The organism is Xenorhabdus kozodoii (genome assembly GCF_002632875.1).
Lineage (GTDB): Bacteria > Pseudomonadota > Gammaproteobacteria > Enterobacterales > Enterobacteriaceae > Xenorhabdus > Xenorhabdus kozodoii.
In genome coordinates this window covers 88,982-115,603 of the sequence record NZ_NJCX01000013.1, presented here as the reverse complement: position 1 = coordinate 115,603, position 26,622 = coordinate 88,982, and the positions used below count along the sequence as shown (strand labels likewise).

The 26,622-nt window shown below is 41.2% G+C and carries 23 protein-coding genes and 1 pseudogene; 8 read left to right on the top strand and 16 right to left on the bottom strand.

Annotation, left to right across the window (positions count from 1 at the left end; all coding sequences use genetic code 11):
• Positions 1–15 precede the first annotated feature (15 nt).
• The 12 genes from Xkoz_RS10645 to Xkoz_RS10590 all read right to left on the bottom strand — a co-directional run bounded on the left by Xkoz_RS10645 (position 16) and on the right by Xkoz_RS10590 (position 12,130).
• Positions 16–1,224 carry an SGNH/GDSL hydrolase family protein gene (locus tag Xkoz_RS10645; protein ID WP_099142139.1) on the bottom strand — a complete coding sequence of 403 codons (1,209 nt, stop codon included), beginning with the start codon at positions 1,222–1,224 and terminating at the stop codon, positions 16–18.
• Positions 1,211–2,335, bottom strand: a complete 1,125-nt coding sequence (locus Xkoz_RS10640) for an SGNH/GDSL hydrolase family protein (RefSeq protein WP_099142138.1) — start codon at positions 2,333–2,335, stop codon at positions 1,211–1,213. The genes Xkoz_RS10645 and Xkoz_RS10640 overlap by 14 nt, the downstream gene beginning before the upstream one ends.
• A complete protein-coding gene (locus Xkoz_RS10635; RefSeq protein ID WP_099142137.1) occupies positions 2,322–3,743 on the bottom strand; it encodes an MBOAT family O-acyltransferase in 1,422 nt (473 codons plus the stop codon). The genes Xkoz_RS10640 and Xkoz_RS10635 overlap by 14 nt, the downstream gene beginning before the upstream one ends.
• Positions 3,744–3,903: 160 nt before the next feature.
• Complete coding sequence (locus tag Xkoz_RS10630) at positions 3,904–4,677, bottom strand: protein bax (RefSeq protein WP_099142136.1); 774 nt, start codon at positions 4,675–4,677, stop codon at positions 3,904–3,906.
• Between the two features lie 702 nt (positions 4,678–5,379).
• The gene (locus Xkoz_RS10625; protein ID WP_099142135.1) at positions 5,380–6,177 is read right to left on the bottom strand and encodes a hypothetical protein; all 798 of its coding nucleotides are present in this window, start codon (positions 6,175–6,177) and stop codon (positions 5,380–5,382) included.
• 193 nt (positions 6,178–6,370) lie between these two features.
• The gene (locus Xkoz_RS10620) at positions 6,371–6,706 is read right to left on the bottom strand and encodes a DUF3761 domain-containing protein (protein ID WP_244183445.1); all 336 of its coding nucleotides are present in this window, start codon (positions 6,704–6,706) and stop codon (positions 6,371–6,373) included.
• 473 nt (positions 6,707–7,179) lie between these two features.
• A complete protein-coding gene (locus Xkoz_RS10615; protein WP_099142133.1) occupies positions 7,180–7,530 on the bottom strand; it encodes a SymE family type I addiction module toxin in 351 nt (116 codons plus the stop codon).
• A gap of 648 nt (positions 7,531–8,178) precedes the next feature.
• Positions 8,179–8,757: a TerD family protein gene (locus Xkoz_RS10610; RefSeq protein WP_099142132.1), complete on the bottom strand. Its 579-nt coding sequence runs from the start codon at positions 8,755–8,757 to the stop codon at positions 8,179–8,181.
• 56 nt (positions 8,758–8,813) lie between these two features.
• Positions 8,814–9,842, bottom strand: a complete 1,029-nt coding sequence (locus Xkoz_RS10605) for a TerC/Alx family metal homeostasis membrane protein (protein ID WP_099142131.1) — start codon at positions 9,840–9,842, stop codon at positions 8,814–8,816.
• Positions 9,843–9,869: 27 nt separating this feature from the next.
• A complete protein-coding gene (locus Xkoz_RS10600) occupies positions 9,870–10,325 on the bottom strand; it encodes a tellurite resistance TerB family protein (RefSeq protein WP_099142130.1) in 456 nt (151 codons plus the stop codon).
• A gap of 57 nt (positions 10,326–10,382) precedes the next feature.
• The gene (locus Xkoz_RS10595; protein WP_099142129.1) at positions 10,383–11,543 is read right to left on the bottom strand and encodes a TerD family protein; all 1,161 of its coding nucleotides are present in this window, start codon (positions 11,541–11,543) and stop codon (positions 10,383–10,385) included.
• Complete coding sequence (locus Xkoz_RS10590; protein WP_099142128.1) at positions 11,543–12,130, bottom strand: TerD family protein; 588 nt, start codon at positions 12,128–12,130, stop codon at positions 11,543–11,545. The genes Xkoz_RS10595 and Xkoz_RS10590 overlap by 1 nt, the downstream gene beginning before the upstream one ends.
• A 423-nt stretch (positions 12,131–12,553) precedes the next feature.
• Between Xkoz_RS10590 and Xkoz_RS10585 the strand changes: the two genes are divergently transcribed.
• The 5 genes from Xkoz_RS10585 (at position 12,554) to Xkoz_RS10565 (ending at position 17,141) form a co-directional block, all read left to right on the top strand.
• The gene (locus Xkoz_RS10585; protein ID WP_099142127.1) at positions 12,554–13,738 is read left to right on the top strand and encodes a phosphoribosyltransferase domain-containing protein; all 1,185 of its coding nucleotides are present in this window, start codon (positions 12,554–12,556) and stop codon (positions 13,736–13,738) included.
• Positions 13,731–14,516 carry a hypothetical protein gene (locus tag Xkoz_RS10580; RefSeq protein WP_099142126.1) on the top strand — a complete coding sequence of 262 codons (786 nt, stop codon included), beginning with the start codon at positions 13,731–13,733 and terminating at the stop codon, positions 14,514–14,516. Before Xkoz_RS10585 ends, Xkoz_RS10580 begins: the two co-directional genes overlap by 8 nt.
• Complete coding sequence (locus tag Xkoz_RS10575) at positions 14,509–15,588, top strand: cysteine protease StiP family protein (RefSeq protein ID WP_099142125.1); 1,080 nt, start codon at positions 14,509–14,511, stop codon at positions 15,586–15,588. The genes Xkoz_RS10580 and Xkoz_RS10575 overlap by 8 nt, the downstream gene beginning before the upstream one ends.
• A complete protein-coding gene (locus Xkoz_RS10570; RefSeq protein ID WP_099142124.1) occupies positions 15,588–16,511 on the top strand; it encodes an HpcH/HpaI aldolase/citrate lyase family protein in 924 nt (307 codons plus the stop codon). Before Xkoz_RS10575 ends, Xkoz_RS10570 begins: the two co-directional genes overlap by 1 nt.
• 144 nt (positions 16,512–16,655) lie before the next feature.
• Positions 16,656–17,141: a tellurium resistance protein TerW gene (locus Xkoz_RS10565; RefSeq protein ID WP_099142123.1), complete on the top strand. Its 486-nt coding sequence runs from the start codon at positions 16,656–16,658 to the stop codon at positions 17,139–17,141.
• A 74-nt stretch (positions 17,142–17,215) separates the two neighbouring features.
• Here the strand turns inward: Xkoz_RS10565 and Xkoz_RS10560 are convergent, their stop codons facing one another.
• Complete coding sequence (locus tag Xkoz_RS10560) at positions 17,216–17,710, bottom strand: TIGR00645 family protein (protein ID WP_099142122.1); 495 nt, start codon at positions 17,708–17,710, stop codon at positions 17,216–17,218.
• Positions 17,711–18,238: 528 nt separating this feature from the next.
• Between Xkoz_RS10560 and Xkoz_RS10555 the strand changes: the two genes are divergently transcribed.
• Positions 18,239–19,552 carry a sodium-dependent transporter gene (locus tag Xkoz_RS10555; RefSeq protein ID WP_099142121.1) on the top strand — a complete coding sequence of 438 codons (1,314 nt, stop codon included), beginning with the start codon at positions 18,239–18,241 and terminating at the stop codon, positions 19,550–19,552.
• A 325-nt stretch (positions 19,553–19,877) separates the two neighbouring features.
• Entirely contained in the window at positions 19,878–20,261 is a 384-nt protein-coding gene (locus tag Xkoz_RS10550; protein WP_422646051.1) for an alpha/beta hydrolase-fold protein, read from the top strand.
• Positions 20,262–20,592: 331 nt separating this feature from the next.
• On the opposite strand, the gene Xkoz_RS10545 is transcribed toward Xkoz_RS10550, so the two are convergent.
• The gene (locus Xkoz_RS10545) at positions 20,593–21,153 is read right to left on the bottom strand and encodes an Ail/Lom family outer membrane beta-barrel protein (protein ID WP_099142153.1); all 561 of its coding nucleotides are present in this window, start codon (positions 21,151–21,153) and stop codon (positions 20,593–20,595) included.
• Positions 21,154–21,980: 827 nt separating this feature from the next.
• On the opposite strand from Xkoz_RS10545, the gene cspE reads away from it, so the two are divergent.
• Entirely contained in the window at positions 21,981–22,193 is a 213-nt protein-coding gene (gene cspE, locus Xkoz_RS10540) for a transcription antiterminator/RNA stability regulator CspE (RefSeq protein WP_099142119.1), read from the top strand.
• A gap of 688 nt (positions 22,194–22,881) precedes the next feature.
• Here the strand turns inward: cspE and Xkoz_RS10535 are convergent.
• Positions 22,882–23,150: pseudogene (locus Xkoz_RS10535) on the bottom strand (helix-turn-helix domain-containing protein).
• A gap of 1,354 nt (positions 23,151–24,504) precedes the next feature.
• Complete coding sequence (locus Xkoz_RS10530) at positions 24,505–26,622, bottom strand: peptidase domain-containing ABC transporter (RefSeq protein WP_099142118.1); 2,118 nt, start codon at positions 26,620–26,622, stop codon at positions 24,505–24,507.

Below are 26,622 nucleotides of genomic sequence, written 5' to 3'. Positions count from 1 at the left end.
ATAGAGAAACTCTGCTTATTCCACCAAACCCATCAACTGCGTATAAAGCGCTTCGGCACTGCGTTCATAACCGGCTGCGGAGAGGTGAATGTAGTCAGGACGCGCGAGATCTTGCTGTTTCCATCCTCTGACTGAACATGCCCCGCCCATGTATTCCCGCCAATCCCAGAACAGCGTGCGCTGTTTTTTGGCAACGGCTTGTTGAAGTTGGATCACAGCATTAAGCAAGGCGGGTTGTTGTTCTCCACAGCTTGCCGCAGTTTTATTTTTCAACGAATCATTTGGCCCTACCAGCAGGATAACGGCTTGCGGTATTGCCTTGCGGATGTCTTGTATTTTAGCCGTTAAATCTTGCTGATAAGTCGCCAAATCCAGGGAATCGTTAAAGGCTTCATTGGTGCCATAGGCGAGGATCACCATATCCGGTTTTATCTGTACCAGTGTATCCAGCCATTGTGGTTGCCATTTATCCAGCATATTAATGGTGGCACCATTGATGCCCAATGCGGATAACATGACACCGGGGGATTGACGTTTTATCAGCCAGCCGCCGATTTTTAACTGCGTATCCTGTGGATAGAGGTGGATTGGGAAACTGACACTCTGTTTGGGGGAAAAATGCCATTCACTTTGTGTCGCAGGTAAGTTGATGGCGGCAATTGGCGTTTTGATTTGAGTCGCTTGATGGGATTGGTAAAGCGCACTCAGCCAGTACTTGCCATGAGCAGAAGGGGCATCGAGTTGTATCGTACTGCGGCTGCTCTCAGGAGTGGCGATAAAACCGCCCAGTGGATAATCCGCCCGCTTTTCTTTACGGCTGCTTGAAAGCCACCAGCCGGTTTTATCCTCAGTAAATTGCACTAAGGCGTTACGCTGACCAGGGATACTCATTGGAGGAACAAAACCGGGTCCTGCATCGCCATAACGATCCTGCAATAAACTGCGCAGCTTACCGGTAAAAAAATCGGCGGCCGTGTGGGAATCACCTAATTGTACAAAATGGAGTTGGCGGGTATCACTGTGACGCAATTTATCGGCTAATAGCGCAAAATTGGGATCACCAAAATTCGTCAATTGTTGCTGACGGTGTATTTGTGCTGTTTGGCTTTCTGGTAAGGGTTCGGATTTTTCCCCTCGGCATGATAATAGACTGATTGAGAGCACAATTGTCAGACCTGCACCCGCTATCCGATCAAATCCACGGAACAGGCTAAATGGTTGCATCTTTAACTGGCTCCTGAATCAATGTGATCAATGAAAACAGATAATCCGCGATGGTTTGTTGTCCTTTCAAACTGAAATGAATCCCGTCCCCGCTTCGAAGTTTGATAGTACTGCTGCCATCGCCAATATAGTCTGAATAATTATCCGACTTATATTTGAACATATCATTAACCGCAACATAGATCTCTCCCTTTTTTTCAACCTCTGTTTGGTACAGTTTATTAAGGTAAGACATGCTGTCGGAGAGTTTTTTCTGGCGCATATTCGGCGGGCCAACCCAAATGACATCGGCTTTATGCTGGCGTGCGTCATTTAAGATAGCTTCAATTCGTTGGCGATAAAGATTTTCCCAATTTTCACTGGCGAATTTCAAATAAGTCCCACCGTGTCCAGAAGGCATATTCCACGGATCATTTGGGCCTAAAAATATCACGACCAACTTAATATCAGGATGGGTTCTTAGTGCATCGTTGATAGTCTTTGGCCAATTAAAGAAACCCGGATAAGACAATCCTGTACTTTGCTTACTTAAGTTAATACTGGAAATGCCATATTCCTGAAACAGCCGCCGTTTTAAATAGGGTGCGACACCTTGCATCATGGAATCACCGGCAAATAACACTTTATCTTTTATGCCCAGATTGACGTGGGTTTTCTGGACAGTTGCAACAACAGGGTTTTTTGTTGGGCGCCTTGGCTGCAAAGCAGATTGAACGAGCTTAATATCGTTGTTCAGCAGTTCAGGAAAGGTAAAAGAAAGATTTTCGATGGGATAGATGTAGCCTTCCAGAAAACGCAGGCCGACCTGAAAATCAGGCGGAAGTACCGTCCGCCTGTTATCGGCACTCATGGCTGATGATGGCGTTTTACCCCGCGCATATGCGATAAAAGTCTCACTGGCAGCTATTGCTCCTTGCTGCACATTATTCCCTAAATCCCACCATGTTTTTCCCTTGAGAGATGTCCAGGGGCTATTGCGGTGATATTTCTGTTGCCAGAAATTATCCAATGAACCCTGATTCAACCAAATTAGCATCAAGCTGGTCAGGACTACGATACAAATCACCTGGCCGACTTTTTTTAGGTTAGAGGTAAATTCAGAAGTTGGCATAAATAAATCCTGGTATTCCTGACGGTGATAAAATAAAGACCAACGTCAGGATCAAGGCTAAGGGGATGGGGTAATAAACCCAGGAGATCAAACTATCATTTTTTTCCAGTTGGTTTCTGAGATTTACCAGATAAGGATAGATAATAAATAATCCCCAAAAAGCCATTAATAGAAAACGACTGGATAACAGGGATGTCAATATTTCGCCAGAGAACAGTTGATTTAATATCGCCAGGGCATCATTAAATGTCGGGCTACGGAAAAAGACCCATGCAAAGCAGACGAAATGGAATGTCACCACACGGGATAAAAATAATGAGATCTGGCTTTTGGCTTGTGGCTCGCTGTATTTTTTTGCAGCAGGGATCAGGGCATTTTTAATATTTTGCAGAATTAGCCCCAAACCATGAATAGCCCCCCAAATAATAAAACTCAGGCCGGCGCCATGCCATAAGCCAGAAATCACCATGGCGGTGAATATATTCAGGTTCTTGCGGAATAGGCCTTTTTTGTTACCGCCTAATGGAATGTAGACATAATCACGAATAAATGTTGACAGGCTGATATGCCAGCGTCGCCAAAATACTTGTAAATTTTCGGCCAGATAAGGTGCATCAAAATTGCGTGGCACTTTGTAGCCTAATAGCAGGGCGATACCGGTGACAAGGTCAGTATAGCCGGAAAAGTTAAAGTAGATATTCCAGGCATAGGCATAAATTGCCACTAAAACTTGTCCTGCATGATGGCTAATGGGATCTTCAAAAACGGGATTGACAAAATATTCAGAAAGCGCAGAGCTGAGTAAAAAGAGTTTTGCGATGGCAAGGGCAATGAATAAAAGTGCCTTCAATGGTTCCAGCATCATTCTGGACGGAGCCTGAATTTGCGGCAGAAAATCTTTGGCTCGATTAATGGGGCCGGCGACAATGCTGGGAAAAAAGCAAAGATACAATATGACATCAGGTAATGGCGCGGCGGGCAGCTCTTTCTTACATACTGATACGACATAACTGACCGAATGGAACGCGTAGAATGACAAACCCAATGGCATTAACCATTCAAGTACAGGCAGTTCGACGGTAATCCCAACATGGGTCAATGCTTGTTGAATGGCTTCCTGGAAGAAAGAATAATATTTGAAAACAGTGAAACAACCCAGTATCCCGAATGTCAGTAAAATGAATATGACTTTGTTGGATAAATAACGGCTAAGAATATTGGCTAAAAAGTAAATAAATAGCGTATAGGCGAATAAAATGTAGGCGAAATTTGCTGAAAAAGAGAATACAAATAAATAACTCACTAAAATTAACACGCCATTCTGTAGCCTGGGCATTTTTTGTAAAAGCCAATAAACAACCAGCAGAATAACAAACGTTCCAAGGAACTCAAAAGAGAAAAAATTCATATCAGGCTCTGGCTAACCATTCATTATTGGGAGAAAGAATGTAATTCTGACATGTATTATAGTATGGAATTTGCCTATCTTTACAGTAGATAATAGAGCGAGGGGTTATAAAAAAAGAATCCACCGTGTAATTAATACAAAGTGGACTATCGGGAAAGTGTCATTGGATAATCAATTCCTGGGCCTGTGAAATCAGCTTCTTGTTACCATTAAATACACGGTGTAAATAGCGATTATAATCAGATCCCAGTTCAGAATAACCATTAAGATTATCGATCAATTTACTGGTACTCAGCGGCTCTTGCGTCGTCCTTTGCTTTGCCCTTGAAGAGCGCAGTGACTCATAAGCACGATGCGTATTCAGATTTTTCATATAGGCAACAACGGAAGCGTTGATAGTTGGGTAAACTGAATAACCTTTCACTTTTCCTTTCGTTTTGCCGCAAGAGCTACAACGCATTCCGAACAAATTATTATTTTTTTTGACCAGTTCCGACGTTCCCCAACCCGATTCAGCCGCCGCTTGAGTGGCAACAAAGTGGGTGGGAATAATATCAACCCGACTTAACAGCTTATTCCAGTTGATCTGTTTTGGCGAATTGCAGGTCATATTGTAATCCATACAGATCTTTTTTAATCGATACTTCTCCTGTACAGACCAATGATGCTTATTTTGGTGTGACAGGAGCCATTTGCGGTCTTGCATAATCTTTTGATTATGTTGATCAATCACAGGGACAATAATATTTAAAAACGCTTTCTTCCGAGGTGTACCTGAAGGGTATTTTCGCAAATCAGGCAAATTGACTTGTATGCCATTGTGAGAATACTCTTGCACTTTTGAGGTACTGGTCGAAGCATAGCTCAGACCGGTAAAGATTAATGAGATAAAGAAAGCGAAGACCGCACTTGTCCTCATCATTAGAGAGGGCATTGCTTCTCCTCTTTTTATTACTCTGGATAAAAATTAGACGAATATTAACAGAGCTAACAATATATGGCTACTGTTATTCACCATTCATAAATTTCGTTTCTGTAACGAATATTAGCACCCTACTGACAAATATCTATATTTTTTACTTTTTATCGTAAAAAACTGTAATAATTTTTATGATTTTATCCGGTGAATTCAACAATAAAATTAATATTATTTTTCTCAAAAAGCATTATTAATGATTAACTTACTGTTTTAAACAGACTTTAATTGGATTTATATATCCATGAGTTAACAAAGGATTTTTTGTGATGTGATTTTAATCACATTTTAAAAATGTGAACACTTTATTGGTTTTTTTCTCTTTTTTATTTTATATACCCATCCAACTTCAAGTTGCCGATTGTAAACCCATGTGAGTATTTATATCTCCCCGCTGCACGGGGAGATATAAGATGCATTCTGAAAGGAAACTTTTCTATACGAAATGATAAGTTATCTAAAATATTTATCTATACTAAAAAATTTACATATTATTTAGGTTAGGAGTTAATAAATAACAAGTTTAAGGAGAATCTGCGCACTTCAAAGACTAAGTGATAATGAAAAATCGCCAAATAGAAGATTCAGCCCCATAAAACAAGGTTGTAAAATAAAATAGGAACCCATGAATCACCCAATATATTATTTTAAAAATTTCAGTCATTTTTTCATGTGAAAATAAATTAATTTAACGCTTATCATAAAGCTACAGCCAATAACATGAGATACAACAAAGATGCCAATTAACATCATAACAGGCACCATAAAGATGAAGTAAAGAATAGAGATATAATACCAGGCTTCAGGTTGTTGTATGCATGTCATGATGAATAGAAAAAGGAGAATGAGCAATGCCACTTTAATGGAGGAAAAATGACTCTCAACATGATTGTCAAGCCAGGCAAGAAAATCACCATCAGTCATGCTTCGTTGCAGGGAAAAACAACGTAACAGGGTAAGCTGTTCTTTAAATGTAAAGAGATCTGTAATACATTTTCTTATTTTCTTATCATTGCCAATATAAACTTTAATACCGTTCGTATTGAGTGGAGGATATGCTTTGTTTTCTGATTTTGGCGCAAAAAATATTCTGTTATTGATGCAGAATAAGAATAATTTTAACCCGAAAATATATCTACACCCAATAATTCTGGCTTTATTTAAAATGGCCAAAAAGGAAACAACAAGATAGATCAGTACTGAATAATACCCAAGCAAATTAAAAAGTTGTGATTTAGGTGAAAGGAAAAAATGGCAGACGGCTATAATAATAAAAAATACGGTTACGGTTTTTACCGAATCAAGAAATTCATAGGCTAACCCTTTTAACCAGTTAGTAAAATTATCCCTGGTTTCATGTTTAACTAATGCAAAACTTTTGAGCATGATGATTTGTTCGGTATAGGTAAATAACCTAATTATCGATTTTCTTATTTCTTTATCGTCAGTAAATCGCATTATTATTCCATTTTTTTCTGGTTAGGGAGTAAGTTATCCTTTATTCATCCGATTATCGCTGGATGGTTTGATGAAGCAGATTCAAACTGATGGAGTATACCATTATAGATGATTAAAAAAACCAGATTCAGGGGCAAAAATAATTAGGGAGCCGAAGCTCCCTAATTATGCATAATGAAAAATCAACGAAACTTTATAGCCATTTCGCTACACCGCCATGACGAGAGCAGGCACCCTTACGGGATTTACTCTTGCTATAGCTACCATCTTTACAAAGGGCGGTATTAGCGCCTTTTTTGGTTAATTGACTTTTGTTTTTCTTTTTTGCCGCTTTTTGGTTTTTTGCTTTTTTGGTCACTTTCTTCTCTAGTGAATGAGCTTTGTTTTTTGTTGACTTAGCATTGTGTTTTACTGTCGTTGCTATTTTTGACGCGGTTTCGGCTGAGGTTGATACTGCTGGCGCTGCAAGCGCTGCACTTGAAAACAACACCAGTAATGCTGCAACTGATAACTTCAAGCTTTTCATCATATAGTTCCTCTGGTTAGCGTACTGAAACCCGAAATCTACTCTTGCAGTTTGGAGTATAGTTTTGAATGTTATGATTGCAAATTTAACCAAAATGATTTTTATATTCTCTTTTTAGAACAAGCGATTATGTTTTGTGAATATTGAAACAATATACATCATAGATGTTTGGTTTAAATTAATTAATCTTTTTATTCGATAGTTGATTGCATTGCCGTTCTCCCCATGAATAGGTTGATTATGCGGCATCGGAAGATGCTATCGATACGATGACAATTGGACGGGAAGCCGGAAGAAGTCGCCCACGCGATTGCCTAGCAGGAAATAGATTATAGGGTTCAACATGCCATGTTGAATAAGGCAGCATTTCATTTGATATCGGGCAATATTAAAAGCCGGAATTATTCTTAAGATTTTTTCCGGCTAATTGATGGAAGGTTATTTTTGTAGTGACAATTTTTGTAGTGATAGTGATTTTAAGCCAACATTTCTATCAATGTAGGTTGCAGAATAATCTTGCCAGGCTGTATTTCAATATTGATAGGTTGTTCTATTAATTTGCTGATGGTTAGCCATTCTCCTGCAATATAAAGTTCACCGTTTTCACGAATATTGTCGATCCCTTGATATGGGTTATCTTCCACTTCATTGATAACACTGGCTAAATCCACATCAGGATCAACAAGAGAGATAATAACGCCATTGGAAAACTGTGAGATATGAAATAATTCATTCGCGGTAAATCCAGCATCACTGAGTGCACTACCATTCAATATTAATTCAGGGGTGTCAATGTCAGTATGGCGAAATGAAACATGAAGGTTCATTTGTACATTCCTTGTGTTATGGATATACCGCGATACTCTATCAGCACTTCGCCCGCACTTTACCGCGAATTCATACGTGTTTTTCATCTGCATAGCATTCATTGGTTAATAATCAATATCTACCCTAGCGGTTAGCTGGCTAATATGCCATCGGTAATGTCACTCTTTGCGAAGCAACTCGCAAAAAATGACTGGATATTTATCCATTCTTAAGTGCATCATTAAAGTTCGATCAAAAAATAATTCTATAAATAATTATATAATTTTCTTTGTTATTAAAAATACAAACAAAGAGTTTAATCTGTGGTTTTGGGGAAGACATCTTTTTTCTGATGCTTATTTATAGATATTGAAATCATGTATTATTAATTTAATAAATCACACTTATTGGAAAAATATTTATGCATTTTCGTTTAACGAGCCAAAACATTATTCTTCTTTTTTGGCTGAATAAAGATTTGCATAATAACGTTTGTGTTTCCGGCGATAAATTTATGTTTCAGGTTTGGGGGCATGAATTGAGTTGCGGCGATTAATATAGGTAATTGATATGAAAAGACAGCAAAAAAGCCCTGCCGATATTATCAGGCAGGGCTTTTGATCTTAGTGCATCGAACTCAATCTCTACACTGAAATGCTTAGCCAAAATTAAGCTGCATTAATACCATACTGGGCACAAACAGAAGCCAAACCGCCAGCATAGCCTTGGCCTACTGCGCGGAATTTCCATTCTGCGTTGTGGCGATACAGTTCACCGAACAACATTGCGGTTTCGGTAGAAGCATCTTCCGTCAGGTCATAGCGAGCGACTTCAACTTGTGTGTCATCGTTAACCAGACGAATGAAGGCGCCGGAAACCTGGCCAAAGTTTTGGCTACGAGTTTGTGCATCATGGATAGTCACAACAAACACCACTTTTTCTACATCAGCAGGAACTTGATCCAGCTTGATTTTCAGTGATTCGTCATCGCCATCCCCTTCACCGGTGCGGTTGTCGCCAGTGTGCATGATAGAGCCGTCAGATGATTTCAGGTTGTTGTAGAAAATGAAATCTGCATCACTGCGCACTTTACCGCTTGCTGTCAGCAGGAAAGCTGATGCATCGAGGTCAAAATCTTGTCCGTCAGTTGCACGAGCATCCCAACCGAGACCGATCAAAACATTTTTCATGCTTGGCGCTTCTTTGCTCAGAGAAACGTTACCACCTTTAGAAAGAGATACACCCATTGTTATTTCCTCACTTATTACATCATGTTTAATTAATTGGATTTTACTTACCGGATTTAGCTTGCGTTTTCTTTTTGCGGGAACAGCAGGCTGGCAAGAATACCGGCTGCCAGTACGCCAATCACCACAAACAAGCTACTTGTTGCTGAAATAGAATAGCCGTGATGGAATAGGTGCTCAGAAGCATTTAGACCCAGTTTAATGGCGATAAAGAACAGCAAAACGATGACTGCCTTTTCCAAATGCACCAGATATTTTTTCAATGCTTCAAGCACGAAGTAGAGCGTGCGCAGACCCAAAATAGCAAACATCATGGCACTGTACACAATTAAGGGTTCCCGGCTGACTGCAATTACCGCAGGGACAGAGTCAAAGGCAAACATCACGTCAGACAGCTCAACCACTGCCAGGCACAACATCAGTGGCGTAGCATAAAGCGCCGCTTTACCCGCCCGGCCGACTTTCACATCGACGTTTTCTGGTTTAGCTAATTCCTCGTCGACTTCCTTTTGGTTGAGTACAAAAGCATGACCGCGTAGCTTCGGCCAAATTGGGAAGAAGCGCTTCACCAGGCGATAGGCAAGGTGTTGAGAATAGTCTTCGATTTCATCGTCGTCATTGCCGCTTTTCAGCATCATGACCGCAGTCCAGCCAACGATCACCGCAAACAGAATTTCAACCCACGGCCCAAGCGCCAGCAGGCTTGTCCCAATGGCAACGAAAATACCCCGGAAGACGATAGCGCCGATGATCCCCCAATACAGCACGCGGTGGCGGTAACTGTCTGGGACAGCGAACCAAGAGAAAATGGCCATGATGACAAACAGGTTATCGACGGAAAGCACTTTTTCCAGTGCATAGCCCGTGACAAACAGACTCGCGGTGTCCGCACCGTGATGGACATACAGGAATCCCGCGAAAACAAAGGCAATCGCGATCCAGAAAACAGACCATAGGGCGGCACTGCGCAGCGAAATCGGCTTATCATGACGATGCATAAAGAGGTCGATAAAGAGCGCACCAACCGACAGAATAATAAATACAGCAACGGTTTCTATCGGAAAACCAATGTGCGTGGATACCATGAAGTAAGCCTCTTAAATTATCTGCAATTACAGTTCAAAATCAGTCGGTGCAAAGCCAAGGGCTAAGCAAATTTCACGGGCAGCCTGTTTTTCATCATTATCAAAGTCACCATCACTTTTGGCGACGGCAATCCCGACGCGTAAAGCGAGCTGCGCCGCTTCCGGTTGCTGTTTCAGTGCGATGATGAATTTCATGGCTTCACCTTGACCAATGTCAGCATCAAATTCATAGTTGCTGACCAATTTGTTAAAGAATTCGATAATCTCTGAGGTATCGAACACTTTCAGTTCAGGGGAGTTTTTGATGAACCCGATCATTTTCTGCTTTTCTTCTGAGCTAACACCATTACTTGCCATCGCAATGTGTGCACATACCGCGACCGTACCTTCCATAAATTTTTTGTTCTTGAAGCGACTCACCTGATTGGTCAGTTCTTCACGGCCTGCGTTAAACGCGGATTTGATTTTGTTTAAAAAGGACATGAGTCCCTCCGTTGATATAAGAACGTCTTGTATAAGACGTATTGGTAAAATAGAGCGTTATTTCCTGCCGGATGTCCAGTTAAAGCCCCAGCCAAACGCCCTATCCATCTCTTTATGTCCATTGAAGTATTGGTTGATGCGTTCTACTTTGATGGCACCGTTTTCATTGACAAGACGGGCAATGGCACACATGCCTTTGTGGTTGTTGCCTTCTGTCATACGCGTTTCAATAGGAGGTTGGTCAGGGACATAAAGGGTGACGACACCGTCAGTTTTGTCCCAGCTAGGCACGCCTTCGTAGATAAAGGCGTAGATCAAGACTTCACGGATGTTTTTCCACTCAAACCCATTGATGTGGAGCCATTCTCCGTCACGTACCTGACCGGTGCGATCATCGCCTTGTAATTCGACATACGGTTCATAACGGTAATTGCCAAAGCGATTGCCCAGCGCCTGTATTGCATCCTTATCTCCATCTTGCAGTCGGACGAATGCACCGAGATCTAAATCCACATTCTTGTTTGCGCCGAACATGCCCTGCAAGATGCCTTTTGAGGCGGAGGAAGTTTGACCCCAGTTCAGGTTGATGCGAATTTCACCGTAGTTGTCGCGTTTGCTTAGGCTGATAGTCGGCTTTTCTTTGGTCAGCGAAACCTTACTCAAATTAACCGTATGTGGTGCTGGCGTAGCGGATACTGGAGCCGGTGTTGCGGTTGGCGCATCATCAATGATATTGACGCCAAAATGCTCAGCCAGTGGCTTGAGGCCACCATTAAACCCTTGGGCAATAAAGCGGAATTTCCATTCACCGTTCCGGCGATAGAGTTCGCCGAGGATCAAGGCGGTTTCTGGACGGCCTTGTACTTCAACATTCCCTTGCAAAATCACGCGGTTGTTCAGTTCGACTTGGATGGAAAGGTGACGCAAATTGGCGATCGTTTGGTGACCGTCGCAAGTCGCGGTGAAGGCGACTTTCTGGACATCCTGCCCCAGTGCCGGCAAGTTGACACAAAATGAGGTATTCATATTGCCGCCAGTCAGGCGAAGGGTGTTGTCGTCATTGACCGGCTGGCCGTAAAACACCATATCTGGGTCACCCTTAACTTTGCCATCGGCATACAGCCGGAAAGCAGAAACATCAACGGCTGAACCCGATAGAACCCGCACCGTGAGTGTCTGGCTGGCAATGGGGGCATTACCCCCAGGTGTCAGATTCATTAGCGCACCACCGTCTCAACGATCTGCGGATACATCGCGTCAATGGTGCGCCCAAGACAAGGGACGCCATGTGCCGTGAAATCCCACTGACCGCCATTACGGCGCAGGGAGGAGATGATAATGCCCGTGTGGGCACCTTGCTCATTCAATTGATAGCGAGCCAGCTCTTTGCCGCTTTGGTCAAGGACGCGACAGAAGGCATTTTCAACGTCATTGAAGGTTTGACCACGAAAACTGTTAACGGTAAATGCCAGGTATTCGATATTGGCAGGGAGTTTGAGCAAATTGACACGGATGACTTCATCATCCCCATCACCTTCACCCGTCCGGTTATCGCCAGTGTGCTGTATAGATCCGCATTTTGATTTTAGTTGACCAAACCACACTGTATCGATGGCATTGCCCGATGTATCAAGCAAAATGCAGCTTGCATCCAGATCAATTTCATCACTGCCACCACCGAATAAACTGGCCAGAAAACCTTTCTTTTTGGCTACGGGATCCCATCCCAGACCAAAATCGACGTTAGCCAGTGATGCGCTCTGTTTGGCGAGCGAAACTGACTGATTTTTGCTTAACGAAACCATTAATGACACCTCTATTTTGTTTGTCGGTGAATTACGGTAATTTCACGTGTTAAAAAATCATAATATGACAAATAGATAGCCTAAATTTGTCATATTATGATTCCTATAAACAGTCTATCTGGTAGTTAACTGTATGATAGAAAACAATCTAGTTTCGTTTTGTATGATTTCTTTTCCATACAAAAAAGTCAAACAAATTTTGATCTAAATAATCATATTATGATTGACATCTGCTTGTTATAAACTCTAGACTGCGATGTATATTTCACCGAATTAAGAACAAATGCTGAAAGTTACCGTATTGACTCTCGGCTATTTAACAATTGTTTCCGCCTGAATAGCGAGATTGGGTTTATGGAAAGATAAATATCGCTTTCATCAATCATCTCAAATAGGCTGAGATTTTTTTGAAAAGGCATCACCATGACAGTGTTAAGCGGCAACGATGTTGATAAAACACAAGCTGATAAAAAACAGGTTTACCAAAAGCAGGTTTACCAAAAAAAGTTAAACAGCGGGACGTTGACGGTCACGGCATCGCATGGCACTGCATCTTTGGAAACCTTGTTTGATATCGCTGAACGCCGTAATCCCAAAAGGGCATTTCTATTTGTCAGTAAAGTCTTGGGACGACATATTCCGGCCAAGCCATCGATCATGCGCTCGGTCTATCAGCAATTATCTGAACAGTTCCCCACCCATCTTCCCGGCCCGGCCCTGTATATTGGTATGGCAGAAACGGCGGTTGGGCTAGCGGCGGGCGTATTTCAGGAAACGAAACACAACGTTGATGAGTCAGTATTCCTGACGTCGACGCGTCATCCGGTTGATGGGGATTTATTGTGTGAGTTTAAGGAAAATCACAGCCACGCGACGGATCATCTGATTTATTGGCCGGCCAGCGGCCAGTTGCGCCAGCGGGTGGTCAATGCCCGCACGCTGGTGCTGATCGATGATGAAGCAACAACGGGCAATACATTCCTTAATTTACTGGATGCGCTACGTCATGCCGGGCTTGAGCACATTGAACATATTGTCACCGTGACATTAACGGACTGGAGCGGGAAAGCGGTGGTGAAACGCAGCCCACTGCCGGTTTCTGGCGTTTCCCTGATTGAGGGAAATTGGCAGTGGGAAGCCGATATCTCTGCCCCGGTGCCGGTCATGCCGCAAGTCAATGTTACCGCCAGGGGCAAAATCAACATTATTGGTCAACAGAGCTGGGGACGTTTAGGGGCAGATGACATCCAGTGTGATATTGGTGCAGCAATCACCGCCAAAGCAGGTGAAAACGTATTGGTATTGGGCTCCAGTGAATTTGTCTGGCAACCGTTCCTGCTGGCTGAACGGCTTGAGCAGGCAGGCGCGTCGGTGGTGTTTGGTTCGACAACCCGCTCTCCCATCTCGTTCGGCCATGCTATCCAGTCTGTCATGGCGTTTACCGATAATTATGGGCTTGGCATCCCGAATTTTCTCTACAATGTTGCGCATCAGCAGTTTGATCGAATATTGCTTTGTCTTGAAACACCCAAAACGTCCGTTGATCCGGCGTTGATGGCACAGCTTGCCCGTGTTTCTCCGGTTGTAGAGATCGTTGGATATGATTAAGCCACTCTTTTTGACTGATCTTGATGACACGCTATTTCAATCCCGCCGGAAGCTGAAAGGGATATCGGATATCTCCTCTTTTCGCGTGGGCGCGTTGGATCGAAAATCTTCTCCCCACAGTTTTATGACCCAACAACAGGCCATGCTGGTTGATTGGTTATTGGCTCATGCAGAAGTTATTCCGGTCACCGCCAGAAATACAGAGCAGCTTAGCCGTGTGCAGATCCCGTTCAATTCCTGGCGCATTGTCTCGCACGGTGCGGTGATCCTCACACCAGATGGTTCTGTTGATGAACACTGGCAATCGGTTGTGGTGTCAGAATTGCTGTCATATCGGGATAAATTATGTGAGTTGGCGCGCCTGAGCCAGCGCTTGATCGCGTCTTGCGGTATGGATGCATGGGCACGCATGGATTATGAATATGGGGATGTCCCGGTTTTCCTGATCATTAAGCACCGTGATTACGGTAAGTTGGATGAGCTTACTCGGCTGGCTGACTGTTTAACCCAAGAAAACCCTTTTCAACAAAATTTCTATTTCCATCAAAATAATAACAATCTTACTGTGCTGCCAAAGTGTGTTGATAAGGGATTAGCCACCCAGCACCTTTTGCAAAGGCTTCGTAATGAGAGGGGCGTTTTCCCGATTATCGGACTGGGAGATAGTCTGAGCGATCACCGTTTTATGCAACTGTGTGATTGGTTTGGTATGCCTCAACAAAGCCAGTTTGCCGGCACATTAATGACTGCCCTATTTGGAGCTGTAAATAATGAATAGCTTTCCCCCTTTCTCTGGGAGTTATGCTTCTGATGATGTTCAATTTCTGCTAAAACCCGTTCAAATTGAGATGACGCCTGTGGATATTAAGGAGCAGTTGATCCAGTCTGGCGCTCGTCATTATTCGGATATGTTAAGTCAGGAGCCAGAACCCACGTTTTATCACCTTGAACTGTTTGATAAAGCACTTGAACAAGGGGCGGTTCGATTAACGACGGAAGTTATCATGCTCGCCAAAGCCCTGATATCCCGTTTTGGTGACACGCCCATTGTATTGGTCAGCTTGGTCAGGGCTGGCGTTCCTTTGGGGGTGATGTTGCATCAAGCACTCAGAAAAATGGGTAAGTGCTCTTATCACTATGGCATCAGCATTATTCGGGATCGCGGTATTGATAATACAGCGCTATCACATATTGAGCAGAAACATGGCACAGAGGGCATTGTATTTGTTGATGGCTGGACAGGCAAAGGCGCGATTACCACAGAGCTGTCGCGATCTTTAGCGGGGAGGGCGGGATATTCAGGTATTCCGCGTCTGGTGGTATTGGCCGATCCTTGTGGTTGTTCATGGTTGGCGGCCAGCGATGATGATTGGTTGATCCCTTTTGGTATTATGGGGGCGCCGGTATCGGGGCTGATATCACGTTCGATCTGGCGTGAAAAAGGATTACACGGTTGCGTGCAGTGTGATCACCTGCTCAAGTTTGAATGCAGCCGCTTATTGGTGGATACTGTTGCCGATTGTCGTGATCGATTGGGTTGGGCGGCCATACCCGAAGCAGTTTGGTTGCCGCAGGAAAAAATATCTTTGCAGCAATTGAGCAAAACGGTCATTTTCAATCTTGCGGAAAAATACCAGATTGACAGTATTAACCGTATTAAACCGGGTATTGCCGAAGCCACTCGCGCAGTATTACGACGTGTGCCAGAGCATGTGCTCGTGCGTTCCCAAGATGATCCTGATGTTGCGCTGTTGGTTCATTTGGCTCGCCAGAAAGAGGTTGTTATTACAGAAGTCGGTGATCTCATCGGTCAATATCGTGCGGTAACTATCATTAAGAAGGTGGCGTGATGAAATCAATCCCTTCACCACATCGACTCGGCGCAACTCTGTATATGCCCGCCACCCGCCAAGACATTGCAGAAATTGTGTTACAGAATAAGATCCCTGATCTGCGCTCGTTGGTTATTTGTCTGGAAGATGCTGTCAGTGAGCAGGATACCCCCGCCGCTATCGAGAACCTTCGGGAGATTATGCAAGCATTGGCCAAAGCGGATAGCTCTTCTTCCTCTACTGAACACTCCCGTCCCTTGGTTTTCATCCGTCCGCGTAATGAAATGATGGCGAACTATCTGGTGACTAACGTGGATCTCAGTGCCATTAATGGACTGGTTTTACCCAAGTTTACCCATGCCTCGTTGTCCGGCTGGTGGGATATTATCGATTCCACCCACTTGTGCATGATGCCAACACTGGAGAGTGAAGAGGTGTTTGATGTTCAGAAAATGAATCAACTTGCCGACATTCTCAAAGCACATCCTTGCAAGGATCGCATTATTGCCTTGCGTATTGGCGGTAATGATCTGATGAATGTCATATCCCTGCGGCGCTCCCGTCACTTCACGCTTTATGATGGACCGATGGGTTATGTCATTAAAATGTTGGTGGCTGTTTTTGTTGCGCGGGGGTTTTCCCTGACTGCGCCGGTTTGTGAACATATTGATGACTTAAAATTGCTTGAGGAAGAGCTGAAACTGGATATTGCCCACGGTCTGGTGGGAAAAACAGCCATACACCCAAAGCAGATTGGATACATTCAACGAGCGCTGAGGGTGAGCGCCCATGATCATGCACAGGCGCTGACTATTCTCAATTCCAGTGAAGCTGTTTTCAAATCAGAGGGAATGATGTGTGAACCTGCCACCCATCAACGCTGGGCAGTGAATATTCTTGAGCGGGCGGAGCATTATGGTATAGAGCCTGAGGCAGCATAGGCTCTTCAATCGGCAAAAATAGTGCTAAGGCTTTTCATGCGGTTTGTTGTTGATTTACCTGTGATAGTGGCTATGCTGAAAATTATTTTTGTAGTTAATCGTAGAAAAAGCAGGGGCTTGTTATCCCTGGCTTGGTAATAAGAAATGCTACTTAATCCCAAACAATTTAGAAATTTCAAATTAACTTTATTACTTTCACAGGGTAAACCGGTTAGTAAGGGCAAGATCATTAAGGAGCTGAATTGTTCGGAACCTACATTAACACGTGCATTGCGGGAGTTGAGAGATCTTTACTGTGCTGATATCCGATTTAGCAAAATAGGTAATACCTATCAGTTAGTCGATAAAGGAATGCTGACCAGAAAAGATGTGAGGAGAATTGAAGAACTGCTCACCCAGCATCTCAGTTTCAAATCTGAAGACGCTACCCACTATGTCTTTCTTGATAAAGAGAAGAAAAAGCCGATTTCCCTTTCTCTAAGAATGTCTGTCATCAGAAAGATCGATAGCCTGGCTAATCGTCTGGAGACAACCCGAAGCGAAGTCGTGGAAATAGTCGTGGATAGGTTTATTGAAAAATTGCTCAAAGAAACCGTAAACGGAAGTTCATCGAAGCGACGCATCCCATAATGCCAGCCGGTTGGTTTCAACTGGCATCAGGGCGGTGATTGTTGGTTTGCTTGTTCGCTTACTGTTTGAATCGTTTAATGATTGTGGCGTGTAAGTTTATCAAGATATCCCATCATAAATGCGGACAAAACAAAGGTGAGGTGGATAACGACATACCACATAAGTTTATTGTCTGGCACGTTCTTGGCATCCATAAAAACGCGCAGCAAGTGAATAGAGGAAATCGCGACAATTGAGGCTGCAACTTTATTTTTGAGTGAGGTTGCATCCATTTTCCCCAGCCAGCTCAATTTTTCTTTGCTTTCGTGGATATCCAGGCTTGAAACAAAGTTTTCATAGCCGGAAAACATCACCATGACCAGCAATCCTCCAACCAAAGCCATATCAATGAGAGAAAGTAGTGTCAGGATCAGGTCGGATTCTGTAATGGAAAAAATATGTGGCAGGATATGCATGATTTCCAAGAAGAATTTTACCGCCAGCGCAAATAATGCAAATGATAAACCGAAATAAACCGGTGCAAGTAGCCAACGAGAGGCATACATTGTGTTTTCGAGAAAGCGTTCCATTGTGTTTTTTATGTGTTACAAAAGGGGGAGTAGTATAGATCAAGAGTGTGATAGCTATGAAATACATATCGCAATACACAGGCAGGCACTATTGATGAAAGCAGGCTAACGTAAGACTTGTCATGCACAAGCATACCGCTCCAAGATTGGCATCTTATGGCGAATTGTTAAATATGATCAGTGAACCCCCTCCGTTAATACTTCAAGCCATAACGAAGATAATCCCTTTGATGTTACTATTATCATTCTGTATCTTGCGGGTATCAGTGAATGTGATGTTTATCATTGACTGTTAAATTAGAATCCGGTTTCGCCAATGGAAACTCAATTGGTTGAGTGGTTATTATTATATCTGTGATTATTTCACAACAATAAGTTAACAATTATTATGACATACCGTTTATTATCTAAAGATATTTGGGCATTGGACTTTATGGCCTCTGTCCTGTTCGTCGGGGCAGGAAATAACATGTTCCCATTTATGGGCTTAAAGGCATGTGCTGACACTGCATCTATTCGGGGGTTAGCATGAGTCAACAATGGACATCCCGTCTGGGGCACATATTAGCAGCAACTGGATCTGCCGTTGGCATTGGTGCCATCTGGAAATTTTCGTATGTTTCAGCCACAAATGGTGGTGGTGCATTTCTGATTGTATTTTTATTGTTTAGCTTTGTAATTGGATTAGCCGTTCTGTTAGCCGAAAACATGCTGGGAAGCAGTACCGGTGAAGTGGCCGTTAATGCGTTTAAAAAATTACTGGGTAAACATTGGGGGTGGGTTGGCCTTATTGGTGTATTCAGTTCATGGTGTATCTATAGCTTTTACAGTGTTGTCGGTGGTTGGACCATAGGTTACACGGTGATGGCAAGTACAGGAAAATTGAATATTACAGACGTCTCTCAACTCACCTCTATTTTCACCAATTTCATCAGCAATCCATGGTGGCCGATAATCGCCCATCTGGCATTTTCAGGGCTAACCTGTTTCGTCGTATTATCGGGTGTGCAAAAAGGTTTGGAAAAATCAGTTAAGGTCATGATGCCACTGTTGTTTTTTATCATGATCGTGTTGATTATTATTGGCATTCGCTTACCCGGTTCATCAGAAGGACTAAAACTATTCTTATACCCAGACTTTAATAGTTTGACCGGAAAAGGTGTGTTAGATGCCTTAGGGTTGGCATTTTTTTCACTGTCCATCGGATTAGGTATCCATATTACGTACAGCTCCTATTTGCCGAATAATAAAGGTATTGGCAGATCGAGTATCTGGGTTGTTATCCTCTCCTGTCTGGTTTGTGTATTGGCTGGGCTGATGATTTTTCCTGCTTTGGCAGCCGCTGGCTTAAAACCCAATGCGGGGCCTGGCTTAACGTTTATGACAATGCCAATTTATTTCGCCAGCCTTCCCGGTGGTTCAATCTTGGCAGTGACTTTCTTTTTATTGTTATTAATGGCGGCACTGACCTCAGCAATTTCATTGCTTGAGCACATTGTTGCTTATGTTCAGTCACGCTTTAAATGGTCACGTCGTAAAGCAAGTTTAAGAGTGACGGCATCGATTATGTTAATGGGGATCCCTGTTTCCTTATCTTTTGGCCCCCTAAGTGATATTACCTTAGGTGGAAAAACCATCTTCGACATGCTGGACTTTATTACTTCCAATGTTCTAATGCCACTGTTCGGGATTATTATTTGCCTCGTATTTGGCTGGTCACGTAAGGTCAATGCACTCATACCGGATAATATGTCAGCGCGGAAGCTTCAGTGTTTACGGTTTATATGGCGATATGTCGGACCCTTATGTATCGGCGTGATTTTGGTACACGGACTTATTTGATTGTGTTAGGTATCATCTTTCATCCGTTTTTATTTGATAGAGAATGATGCTGCAATTAATGTAAACGGGCGAGTTTATCCGCCAAAACCGCCCGTTAGCTATCATCAAAATGCTTCTAATCGATTTTAATGCCCCAACCTCCCTAAGACATTCAAATGGTTGATAGAAAATTTTATACCAGTCAGCTTTCAAGATGCGTCTTATATCTCCCCGCGTAGCGGGGAGATATAAGCACTCTCATTGGTTTGCAAACGGCAACTTGAAGTTGGATTGGTATATATGAAGAATCCGAATTCTGGCTATAGCCGGGCAGAGTTATGGTGGGTTGGCTGCACTGTATGCAGCACTCCATTGGCCGCAACGCTTTGGCTGTGTTCTCACGCAATCGGGGTCTTTCTGGTGGCCTGATAGCAAAATTGTTCGACAGTTTATGCCACTTTCTGAACATAAACCCGGTTGGCTGACACAGCAGGTTATTGAGCAAAAAGTTATTCCTTCGTCATTAAAAATTTTTCAGGAAGCGGATTCTCGCGAAGCCGATATCCATTTCGTGAATAATCAAATGCATGCTGCGTTGCAAAAAGCAGGGCACAACGTGAATTACCGCGTATTTAATGGTGGGCATGATGTGCTGTGCTGGCGTGGTGGGTTAATCGATGGCCTGAGTTGGTTGCTAGATAAAAATAAATCTCAACAAAGTGAGAATTAATCGTCGCGAATGGAAAGAAAGAACCATTTCAATTTTTCAAAATAACCGTGTAACACGGATTCGCTTTCGATGGAAACAGTGACGAAATTCTGGTTGCATAAAGTGTACTGATCAATAGACGAAAGGTTACTGTTTCCCTTTAAAATACAGGGAATTTGCTTGTTTTTGAAGAAGTGCGATGCGCTACGGGCTTTTTGTTACAGTGCGTTGGTGATGAGCAGCAATTAGGATTCTAAAGGTTTAAAGTATTGAACAAAACAACACCCCAAATATAGACACAGCAGCTTGATATTCAGGGTGTTGTTTTGGAATAACAATTTAATGGTTCAAACTAGAAACGGTAGCCAACGCCAACTACCCATGTTCCTGTTTTAGCCTGATTCAAATCAGCATATTCGTAGGCAACATCAACAGCGATATTTGAAAACGGGTTAAATTGTAATCCTGCACCATAGGCAATGGCTGTTTTATTTTTACGCATATCCAATTTTGATGCAGTAAAATGATCTTCAATATTAGCCGCACCAACTAAGGCGTAGGCGCTGGCATATTCATTGAAACGATATGTCGGACCTGCCATCAATGACTTATAAGTAATATCTTCGTTGCCGATGGCTAACCAACGATAGTCATAATAATTAATTTTTAGCTTAGTGTACGTGGCTGAGCCGATAACGCCCCAATTATCATTAATCTCATAACGGTACTTCAGGTTGAGGCCTCTTGGGTCTTTATTCAGATCGTTCAGATTCAGATCATCTCCCAACACCTGCATTTTGATATCGCTTTGAGCGTAGCCTAATGAAATGGTGTGTTTGCCGCTTGCATCTGCTGTCAATGAAACAATCGATAATCCAGCAACAATCGCTGAGGACAATAGAGCTTTTTTCATTATAAGTGTCTCTTTGTTGTATAAATCGGACAGCAATATATATAAATTCCGAAAAAATACAACGGAAAAAGTAACAAAAATAAAATAATTTTTATGAAGTAATAACATATATTTACTTTAAATTGTGGATTTTTCTTTCTTGGCAGAGGCATATTGTTGGAAGCTGAACGTCCGGTTTTACCGTCTTCACAAGCACAAATCCGTCGAGTGGTGGGAGAGGTTCATCAGCGGGCTGCGTTATAGTACGTATTTCTTTTCTATATGAGATGTTATTTCTAACAATCTACCCTTTAGGGCGTGTTGATGGTTTGTGTTCATAATTTGACCGATGTCATGCTGGTAGACATACAATAATAAATGTGCTGAATAAAGAATGTCTGTGTCTGAAAAACAACAGCTGCGTTTGCATGCTGGTGTATTAAAATTCCTCTTTAACCTGAAACTCTCTTAAACTGTGATGTTAAATTATTCTATATTTATGATATAAAACAATAAATTAAAGTTTTTTTTCGGATTAATCAGCGATGCACAAATGTTAACTCTGAAGAAAGGTGCTCATATCGCTAACCGGACAACAATTTCAACAGATAGCGAACAAGGTGAAAATAAAGTTTGCTGTGTCCGCGAAAGTATGATTTAATAGCTTCATCGGTTTGGAAGTACAGACCTATTTATGACAAGCAAGTTTAAAGCAGTTCACCATTAAGCGCTATCCTAGATATCCCTTCATTGCGAATTCCTTCTAATTTAGTTCCCATAAGTACGTACAAATAAAAACAAACCTTACCCCGCCTTATGGCAATCCAACAAATTTAAAGGTATTCAATATGTCTAATACAATGACTGGTTTAGTAAAATGGTTTAATAACGATAAAGGCTTCGGTTTTATCTCTCCAAAAGATGGCAGCAAAGATGTGTTTGTTCACTATTCTGCAATCCAAGGTAACGATTTTAAAAGCTTAGATGAAGGTCAAGAAGTTTCATTTACCATCGAAAATGGTATGAAAGGCCCAGCTGCTGCAAACGTGGTAGTGCTCTAAGAAGACATCTGTTTCAGATGTCCATGCTGTAAATGCTCAGAGTATCGGAAATATTTCTTTGATTTATCAAAGAAAATTCATACAGAGCGAGATGTGATTTTATAAATCAGTTATATTGCTTGTTTAGATAATCACATATACAGCTCGTTAAACCTCGCAGATGTGGGGTTTAACGAACATCTTTCCTATCTGTTTTGACCCCATTCCCTTAGCAAACGTATCGTAGATTAACCTACAATCCTTCCTCATGCCTGCAAAAGCACATGGCACTCTCATCACTTATCGTTTCTTTCAATACGACTAAATCAACATTTGCGCCTTTAACAATATCGATTATACAAAGACGAAAGCGAATGATATTTGAGAACGTTTTCGAAAAATTAGACTCCGTTATAAGTTGAATGAGCGGAAGCGGAATCGAAAATCATTATAACTTGTTGAAAATACAAAATTTATAATCTTACCTTTCTTTTATGCCCCTTTTAATGCCCCTAAGTTTTTTTGCTTGCCTTTTCTTTCCTATCTGACTGATTTCACTTATTTATATTACTTATTGTGTGCTTTTCAATCATCTTAAAGCAAAAAAGCCTTGAGGGTTAAAAATGGTCAGATTTTTCTGCTATTTTATGCTCAGGGCTTTATAAGAAAAATTATCATTTTTACGACATCGATCACAAATTACAGCGGGTTATTCCTGTGGTTTACTGCGAACCTTACGTTCAATTAATCGTCCGTACATATCAAAATAACGACTCGGCCAGATTTCTGAGGGATGGACGCCGAGATAATTCGAATGATCCATTCGCCTTTAGGCCACTGCCTGCTGAGTGCATTGGCTAATGTTGATGAACTGAGTCCCGCTTCACGAGAGACCGCCGCTAAGGTTGTCCCGCGTTTGCGCAATGCTGCGATGATATCGGCCTGATGCCAGTCATTTTGAACATTATTGTTATTCATTCCTGCTACCCCTTCCATTAATTAATATTGATGGTGGCGATTCAGACAGGGTTTGCAGACCGGCACTTATTCCGGCGAGGCATAGCCTCCCCAGCCTGAACCACCATTGAAAAGGTAATAGCAAGAACACTGGTAAAGTATCTTACCAGTGTATAAGTGCACAAGGCTGCAAAACCTTGACCATTAGATTGTGCTAATGGCGGAAATACTTTAACTGATTGCTTTACCTAACACAATAATCGAACGGCTAAGTTTAACGGTTATACCTCCTCTCAGGCGCGCACAAACTCAGGGAAGAATACGGACGGCTAAATCAATCTTTGTTATTTATTCTCGTTCGTGATCGCTTCGCTATCCGTATTTTCCCTTTGTTTTTCAGACTCATTTTACTCATTTAGAAACATTTTCCCTGCGTGTCGGTTAGGTTCACCACTCCGTGGTGCGTCAGATAATGTGTATACAGGGCGAGGATTTCGGTGAGTTTTTGCAGGAGTTCGCTACGTGCTCTGCACGGCGGTGGAGTACTCCCCATTCAGTGCCTGATTCAATCAGGATGAACGCCTCATTATTCGTGACGTGTGATATCTCCTTTCTTTACTGCATCGGCCTATTACAAGGCGGTGAGTGAAAAACAAACGAAATAAGTGAATTAAGGCAGAAAAATGCCAATGAAAAGTGGTGACACTGAGTAAAACGGGGTTCAAATCGGTCGTAAAGCCAGACTGGGCGTGCTCTGGACGTTGACGCTTGGCCGCGTCACTTGGTAATCGCTACGCTTTAACGCAAGTGACGCCGCGCAGTTTTCGGGACGTTTATCGTGATGAATACAAAACGTAATTAAATGTTGTACCGGTTACAACAATAACGTTCAGCGTGAGACAGGAACGTTCTGCTCTATTGAGTGGTCAGCCGGTTTCACTTTGAGACCGGGAAACTTTCATCGCCGGACGATGGGTTAGATATCCGACAATATCTGCTTCCAAAAGTGCGCAGATGTACCGCATTGCATGCACTCCCTTTCAGGCTACAGGAGTTTTGATTCGCCCCCCGATGGGTGATCCTTGCAGGCGATAGGATCGTTGTGGTTACAGTTAAACACTGTATCTATTGAGTGAGTCAGGGTCAAATTTTTATAGTGGGGCTCTGTGAGCAATCACAATTTATGTGTGGGTGTGAATAACATCCTACAAAAATTAGATTTGGCGCAAGAAACCGGCCTCCTGCGTTTTACCACTCACCACAATAAAGGTTTTAAAGAATAGTACATGTATTCAGAGTGAAAAATCTGAATACATGTAAAAGCAAGGCACGCTAGTTTTTATAAAACTCGAACCATTATTGAAAAATATGCATTTCATTGCTCTAGTTCAGCATTTAAATGAATAATCCTATCCGCACTTTTAATGGTGGATTCTCTATGCGCCACTATTATTCTAGTCATATTTAAATTTGCAATTGATTTATTAATAAATGACTCATTATTTGTATCTAAATGACTTGTTGCTTCATCCATAAAAATAATTTTAGGTTTTTTATATAGTGCTCTAGCTATCATTATTCTTTGTTTTTGACCACCTGAGACACTTCCTCCTAGTTCACTTAATTGTGTATAATATCCCATTGGAAAATTAGCTATTTCACTATGTATATTGGCCTTAATTGCACATTCAATAACATAATCCATATCTATATTGTCATCGAATCCTGAAATATTTTCTGCAATTGATCCGGAAAAAAGTTTATCTTCCTGTAAAATACAAGATATATTTTTTCTGTAGTTATTAATGCCCAAGGAATATATTTCAGTATTATTGAATAATATTTCTCCTGATTGAGGCTGAATAAGCCCACACATTATTTTAATAAGAGTGGATTTTCCTGTGCCGGATGGACCTATTATTGCTACAGACTCTCCTTCGTTAATTTTTATTGAAAAATCTGATATTATTGGATAAGTTGTACCATCATACATATAATAAATATTTGATAGCTCTAAAGATGCCATGTTATGATTAATATCAATGTCAATGTCATTTTTGAAAACTTCTTTCTCTTGCAAAGCAATTTCAGATAGTCTCTCATTATGTAATGAGAGCAATTTCAATTCTACTGATTTATTAATGACATTAGTAACACGATCTGAAAATTGACCTCTATAAGTATTGAAAGCTATAAACATCCCTATAGTTATAGAATTATTTATTACCAAATATGAACCAACCCAAAGAATAATGATTTGATCTAGAGAAACAATTATAGAGCTTAGCGCACTAGTAATAATTTCTATTTTTCTCTTTTTTATTTCAGATTTATTTAAATTCTTAACTTTATCACCATAATTTCTTAACCTATTATTAAGTAAACCAAGGACTTTAATTGTTGGCATGCTATAAAGACTTTCCATAAAGAAAGAATTTATAGTAGCCTCATTTCTGATTTTTTTATCTGATGACTTCTTATATATTTTATATACAATTAATTTAACCATAAAATATAAAGTTGAGAATAATATCACTACAGTAGTTAGACCTCCACCATAAATAATCATCATACTCAATAAGCCTATTATCATCAAAAAATCAATGATTAAATTTACTATATTATTACAAAATGTTTCTCTGATATCTTCTATTGAATTAAACCTAGATTGAATATCTCCTAATTTTTTATTTGAAAAATAATCAAGAGGAATTTTCAATAAATGTCCAAAAAGATTATTTTTCCATTGCATATCCAAAAGGACGTTTATAGAAAGAGACATATAAGATCTTATTACATCAGAAAAAGTTTTAACTAGAGTAAAAAATATCAAGAATATGCAGATTGATGACAACAATAGTGTATCTTTTGTTACTATAACATGATCCATTATTAACTGGATTCCAATTGGAATAGTAAGCGCGATGCTTTCTATAAGAATAGAAATTGCAAATATCTTAAAAAGAGAACTTGCCAAGCCTTTAGAGCTTTTGAAAAGATCTATTAATTTAATTGTTTTTTTATAATTGGCAGATTTCTTTTTAAACTCTGGGGCTGGTGTTAATTCTATTGCTACTCCCGTAAAATGCTTTGAAATCTCATGGATAGATAATACTTCCTCTCCTTTTTCAGGATTAAATATAAAGAATTTATTTTTAGTTACTTTCTCTAAAACCACAAAATGGTTCATATCCCAATGCAGTATGCATGGTTTTTTTAAAAGATTTATTTCATCAACATCTAAAGAATATACATTAGTGTTTAATTTATTGTTTTCTGATATACTTAACATGTCTTTTAAGCGTAACCCTCTTGAGTAAAAGCTATTATTTTCTTTTAACTCTTTTAGAGTCGTATCATTCCCATGATAACATAATATCATGGCAATACATGCAATTCCACAATCTGCAATATTCTCTTGATAGATAATGTTAATTTTTCTCTTAAAAAAGACACTGGGTACAAAGTCAAACAATGAATCTTTATTTATCAT

Bases quoted from the DNA above. Each gene is read 5' to 3' on its own strand.
- Xkoz_RS10645 (WP_099142139.1), bottom strand. From the start codon at position 1,224: ATGCAACCATTTAGCCTGTTCCGTGGATTTGATCGGATAGCGGGTGCA.
- Xkoz_RS10640 (WP_099142138.1), bottom strand. From the start codon at position 2,335: ATGCCAACTTCTGAATTTACCTCTAACCTAAAAAAAGTCGGCCAGGTG.
- Xkoz_RS10635 (WP_099142137.1), bottom strand. From the start codon at position 3,743: ATGAATTTTTTCTCTTTTGAGTTCCTTGGAACGTTTGTTATTCTGCTG.
- Xkoz_RS10630 (WP_099142136.1), bottom strand. From the start codon at position 4,677: ATGCCCTCTCTAATGATGAGGACAAGTGCGGTCTTCGCTTTCTTTATC.
- Xkoz_RS10625 (WP_099142135.1), bottom strand. From the start codon at position 6,177: ATGCGATTTACTGACGATAAAGAAATAAGAAAATCGATAATTAGGTTA.
- Xkoz_RS10620 (WP_244183445.1), bottom strand. From the start codon at position 6,706: ATGATGAAAAGCTTGAAGTTATCAGTTGCAGCATTACTGGTGTTGTTT.
- Xkoz_RS10615 (WP_099142133.1), bottom strand. From the start codon at position 7,530: ATGAACCTTCATGTTTCATTTCGCCATACTGACATTGACACCCCTGAA.
- Xkoz_RS10610 (WP_099142132.1), bottom strand. From the start codon at position 8,757: ATGGGTGTATCTCTTTCTAAAGGTGGTAACGTTTCTCTGAGCAAAGAA.
- Xkoz_RS10605 (WP_099142131.1), bottom strand. From the start codon at position 9,842: ATGGTATCCACGCACATTGGTTTTCCGATAGAAACCGTTGCTGTATTT.
- Xkoz_RS10600 (WP_099142130.1), bottom strand. From the start codon at position 10,325: ATGTCCTTTTTAAACAAAATCAAATCCGCGTTTAACGCAGGCCGTGAA.
- Xkoz_RS10595 (WP_099142129.1), bottom strand. From the start codon at position 11,543: ATGAATCTGACACCTGGGGGTAATGCCCCCATTGCCAGCCAGACACTC.
- Xkoz_RS10590 (WP_099142128.1), bottom strand. From the start codon at position 12,130: ATGGTTTCGTTAAGCAAAAATCAGTCAGTTTCGCTCGCCAAACAGAGC.
- Xkoz_RS10585 (WP_099142127.1), top strand. From the start codon at position 12,554: ATGACAGTGTTAAGCGGCAACGATGTTGATAAAACACAAGCTGATAAA.
- Xkoz_RS10580 (WP_099142126.1), top strand. From the start codon at position 13,731: ATGATTAAGCCACTCTTTTTGACTGATCTTGATGACACGCTATTTCAA.
- Xkoz_RS10575 (WP_099142125.1), top strand. From the start codon at position 14,509: ATGAATAGCTTTCCCCCTTTCTCTGGGAGTTATGCTTCTGATGATGTT.
- Xkoz_RS10570 (WP_099142124.1), top strand. From the start codon at position 15,588: ATGAAATCAATCCCTTCACCACATCGACTCGGCGCAACTCTGTATATG.
- Xkoz_RS10565 (WP_099142123.1), top strand. From the start codon at position 16,656: ATGCTACTTAATCCCAAACAATTTAGAAATTTCAAATTAACTTTATTA.
- Xkoz_RS10560 (WP_099142122.1), bottom strand. From the start codon at position 17,710: ATGGAACGCTTTCTCGAAAACACAATGTATGCCTCTCGTTGGCTACTT.
- Xkoz_RS10555 (WP_099142121.1), top strand. From the start codon at position 18,239: ATGAGTCAACAATGGACATCCCGTCTGGGGCACATATTAGCAGCAACT.
- Xkoz_RS10545 (WP_099142153.1), bottom strand. From the start codon at position 21,153: ATGAAAAAAGCTCTATTGTCCTCAGCGATTGTTGCTGGATTATCGATT.
- cspE (WP_099142119.1), top strand. From the start codon at position 21,981: ATGTCTAATACAATGACTGGTTTAGTAAAATGGTTTAATAACGATAAA.
- Xkoz_RS10530 (WP_099142118.1), bottom strand. From the start codon at position 26,622: ATGATAAATAAAGATTCATTGTTTGACTTTGTACCCAGTGTCTTTTTT.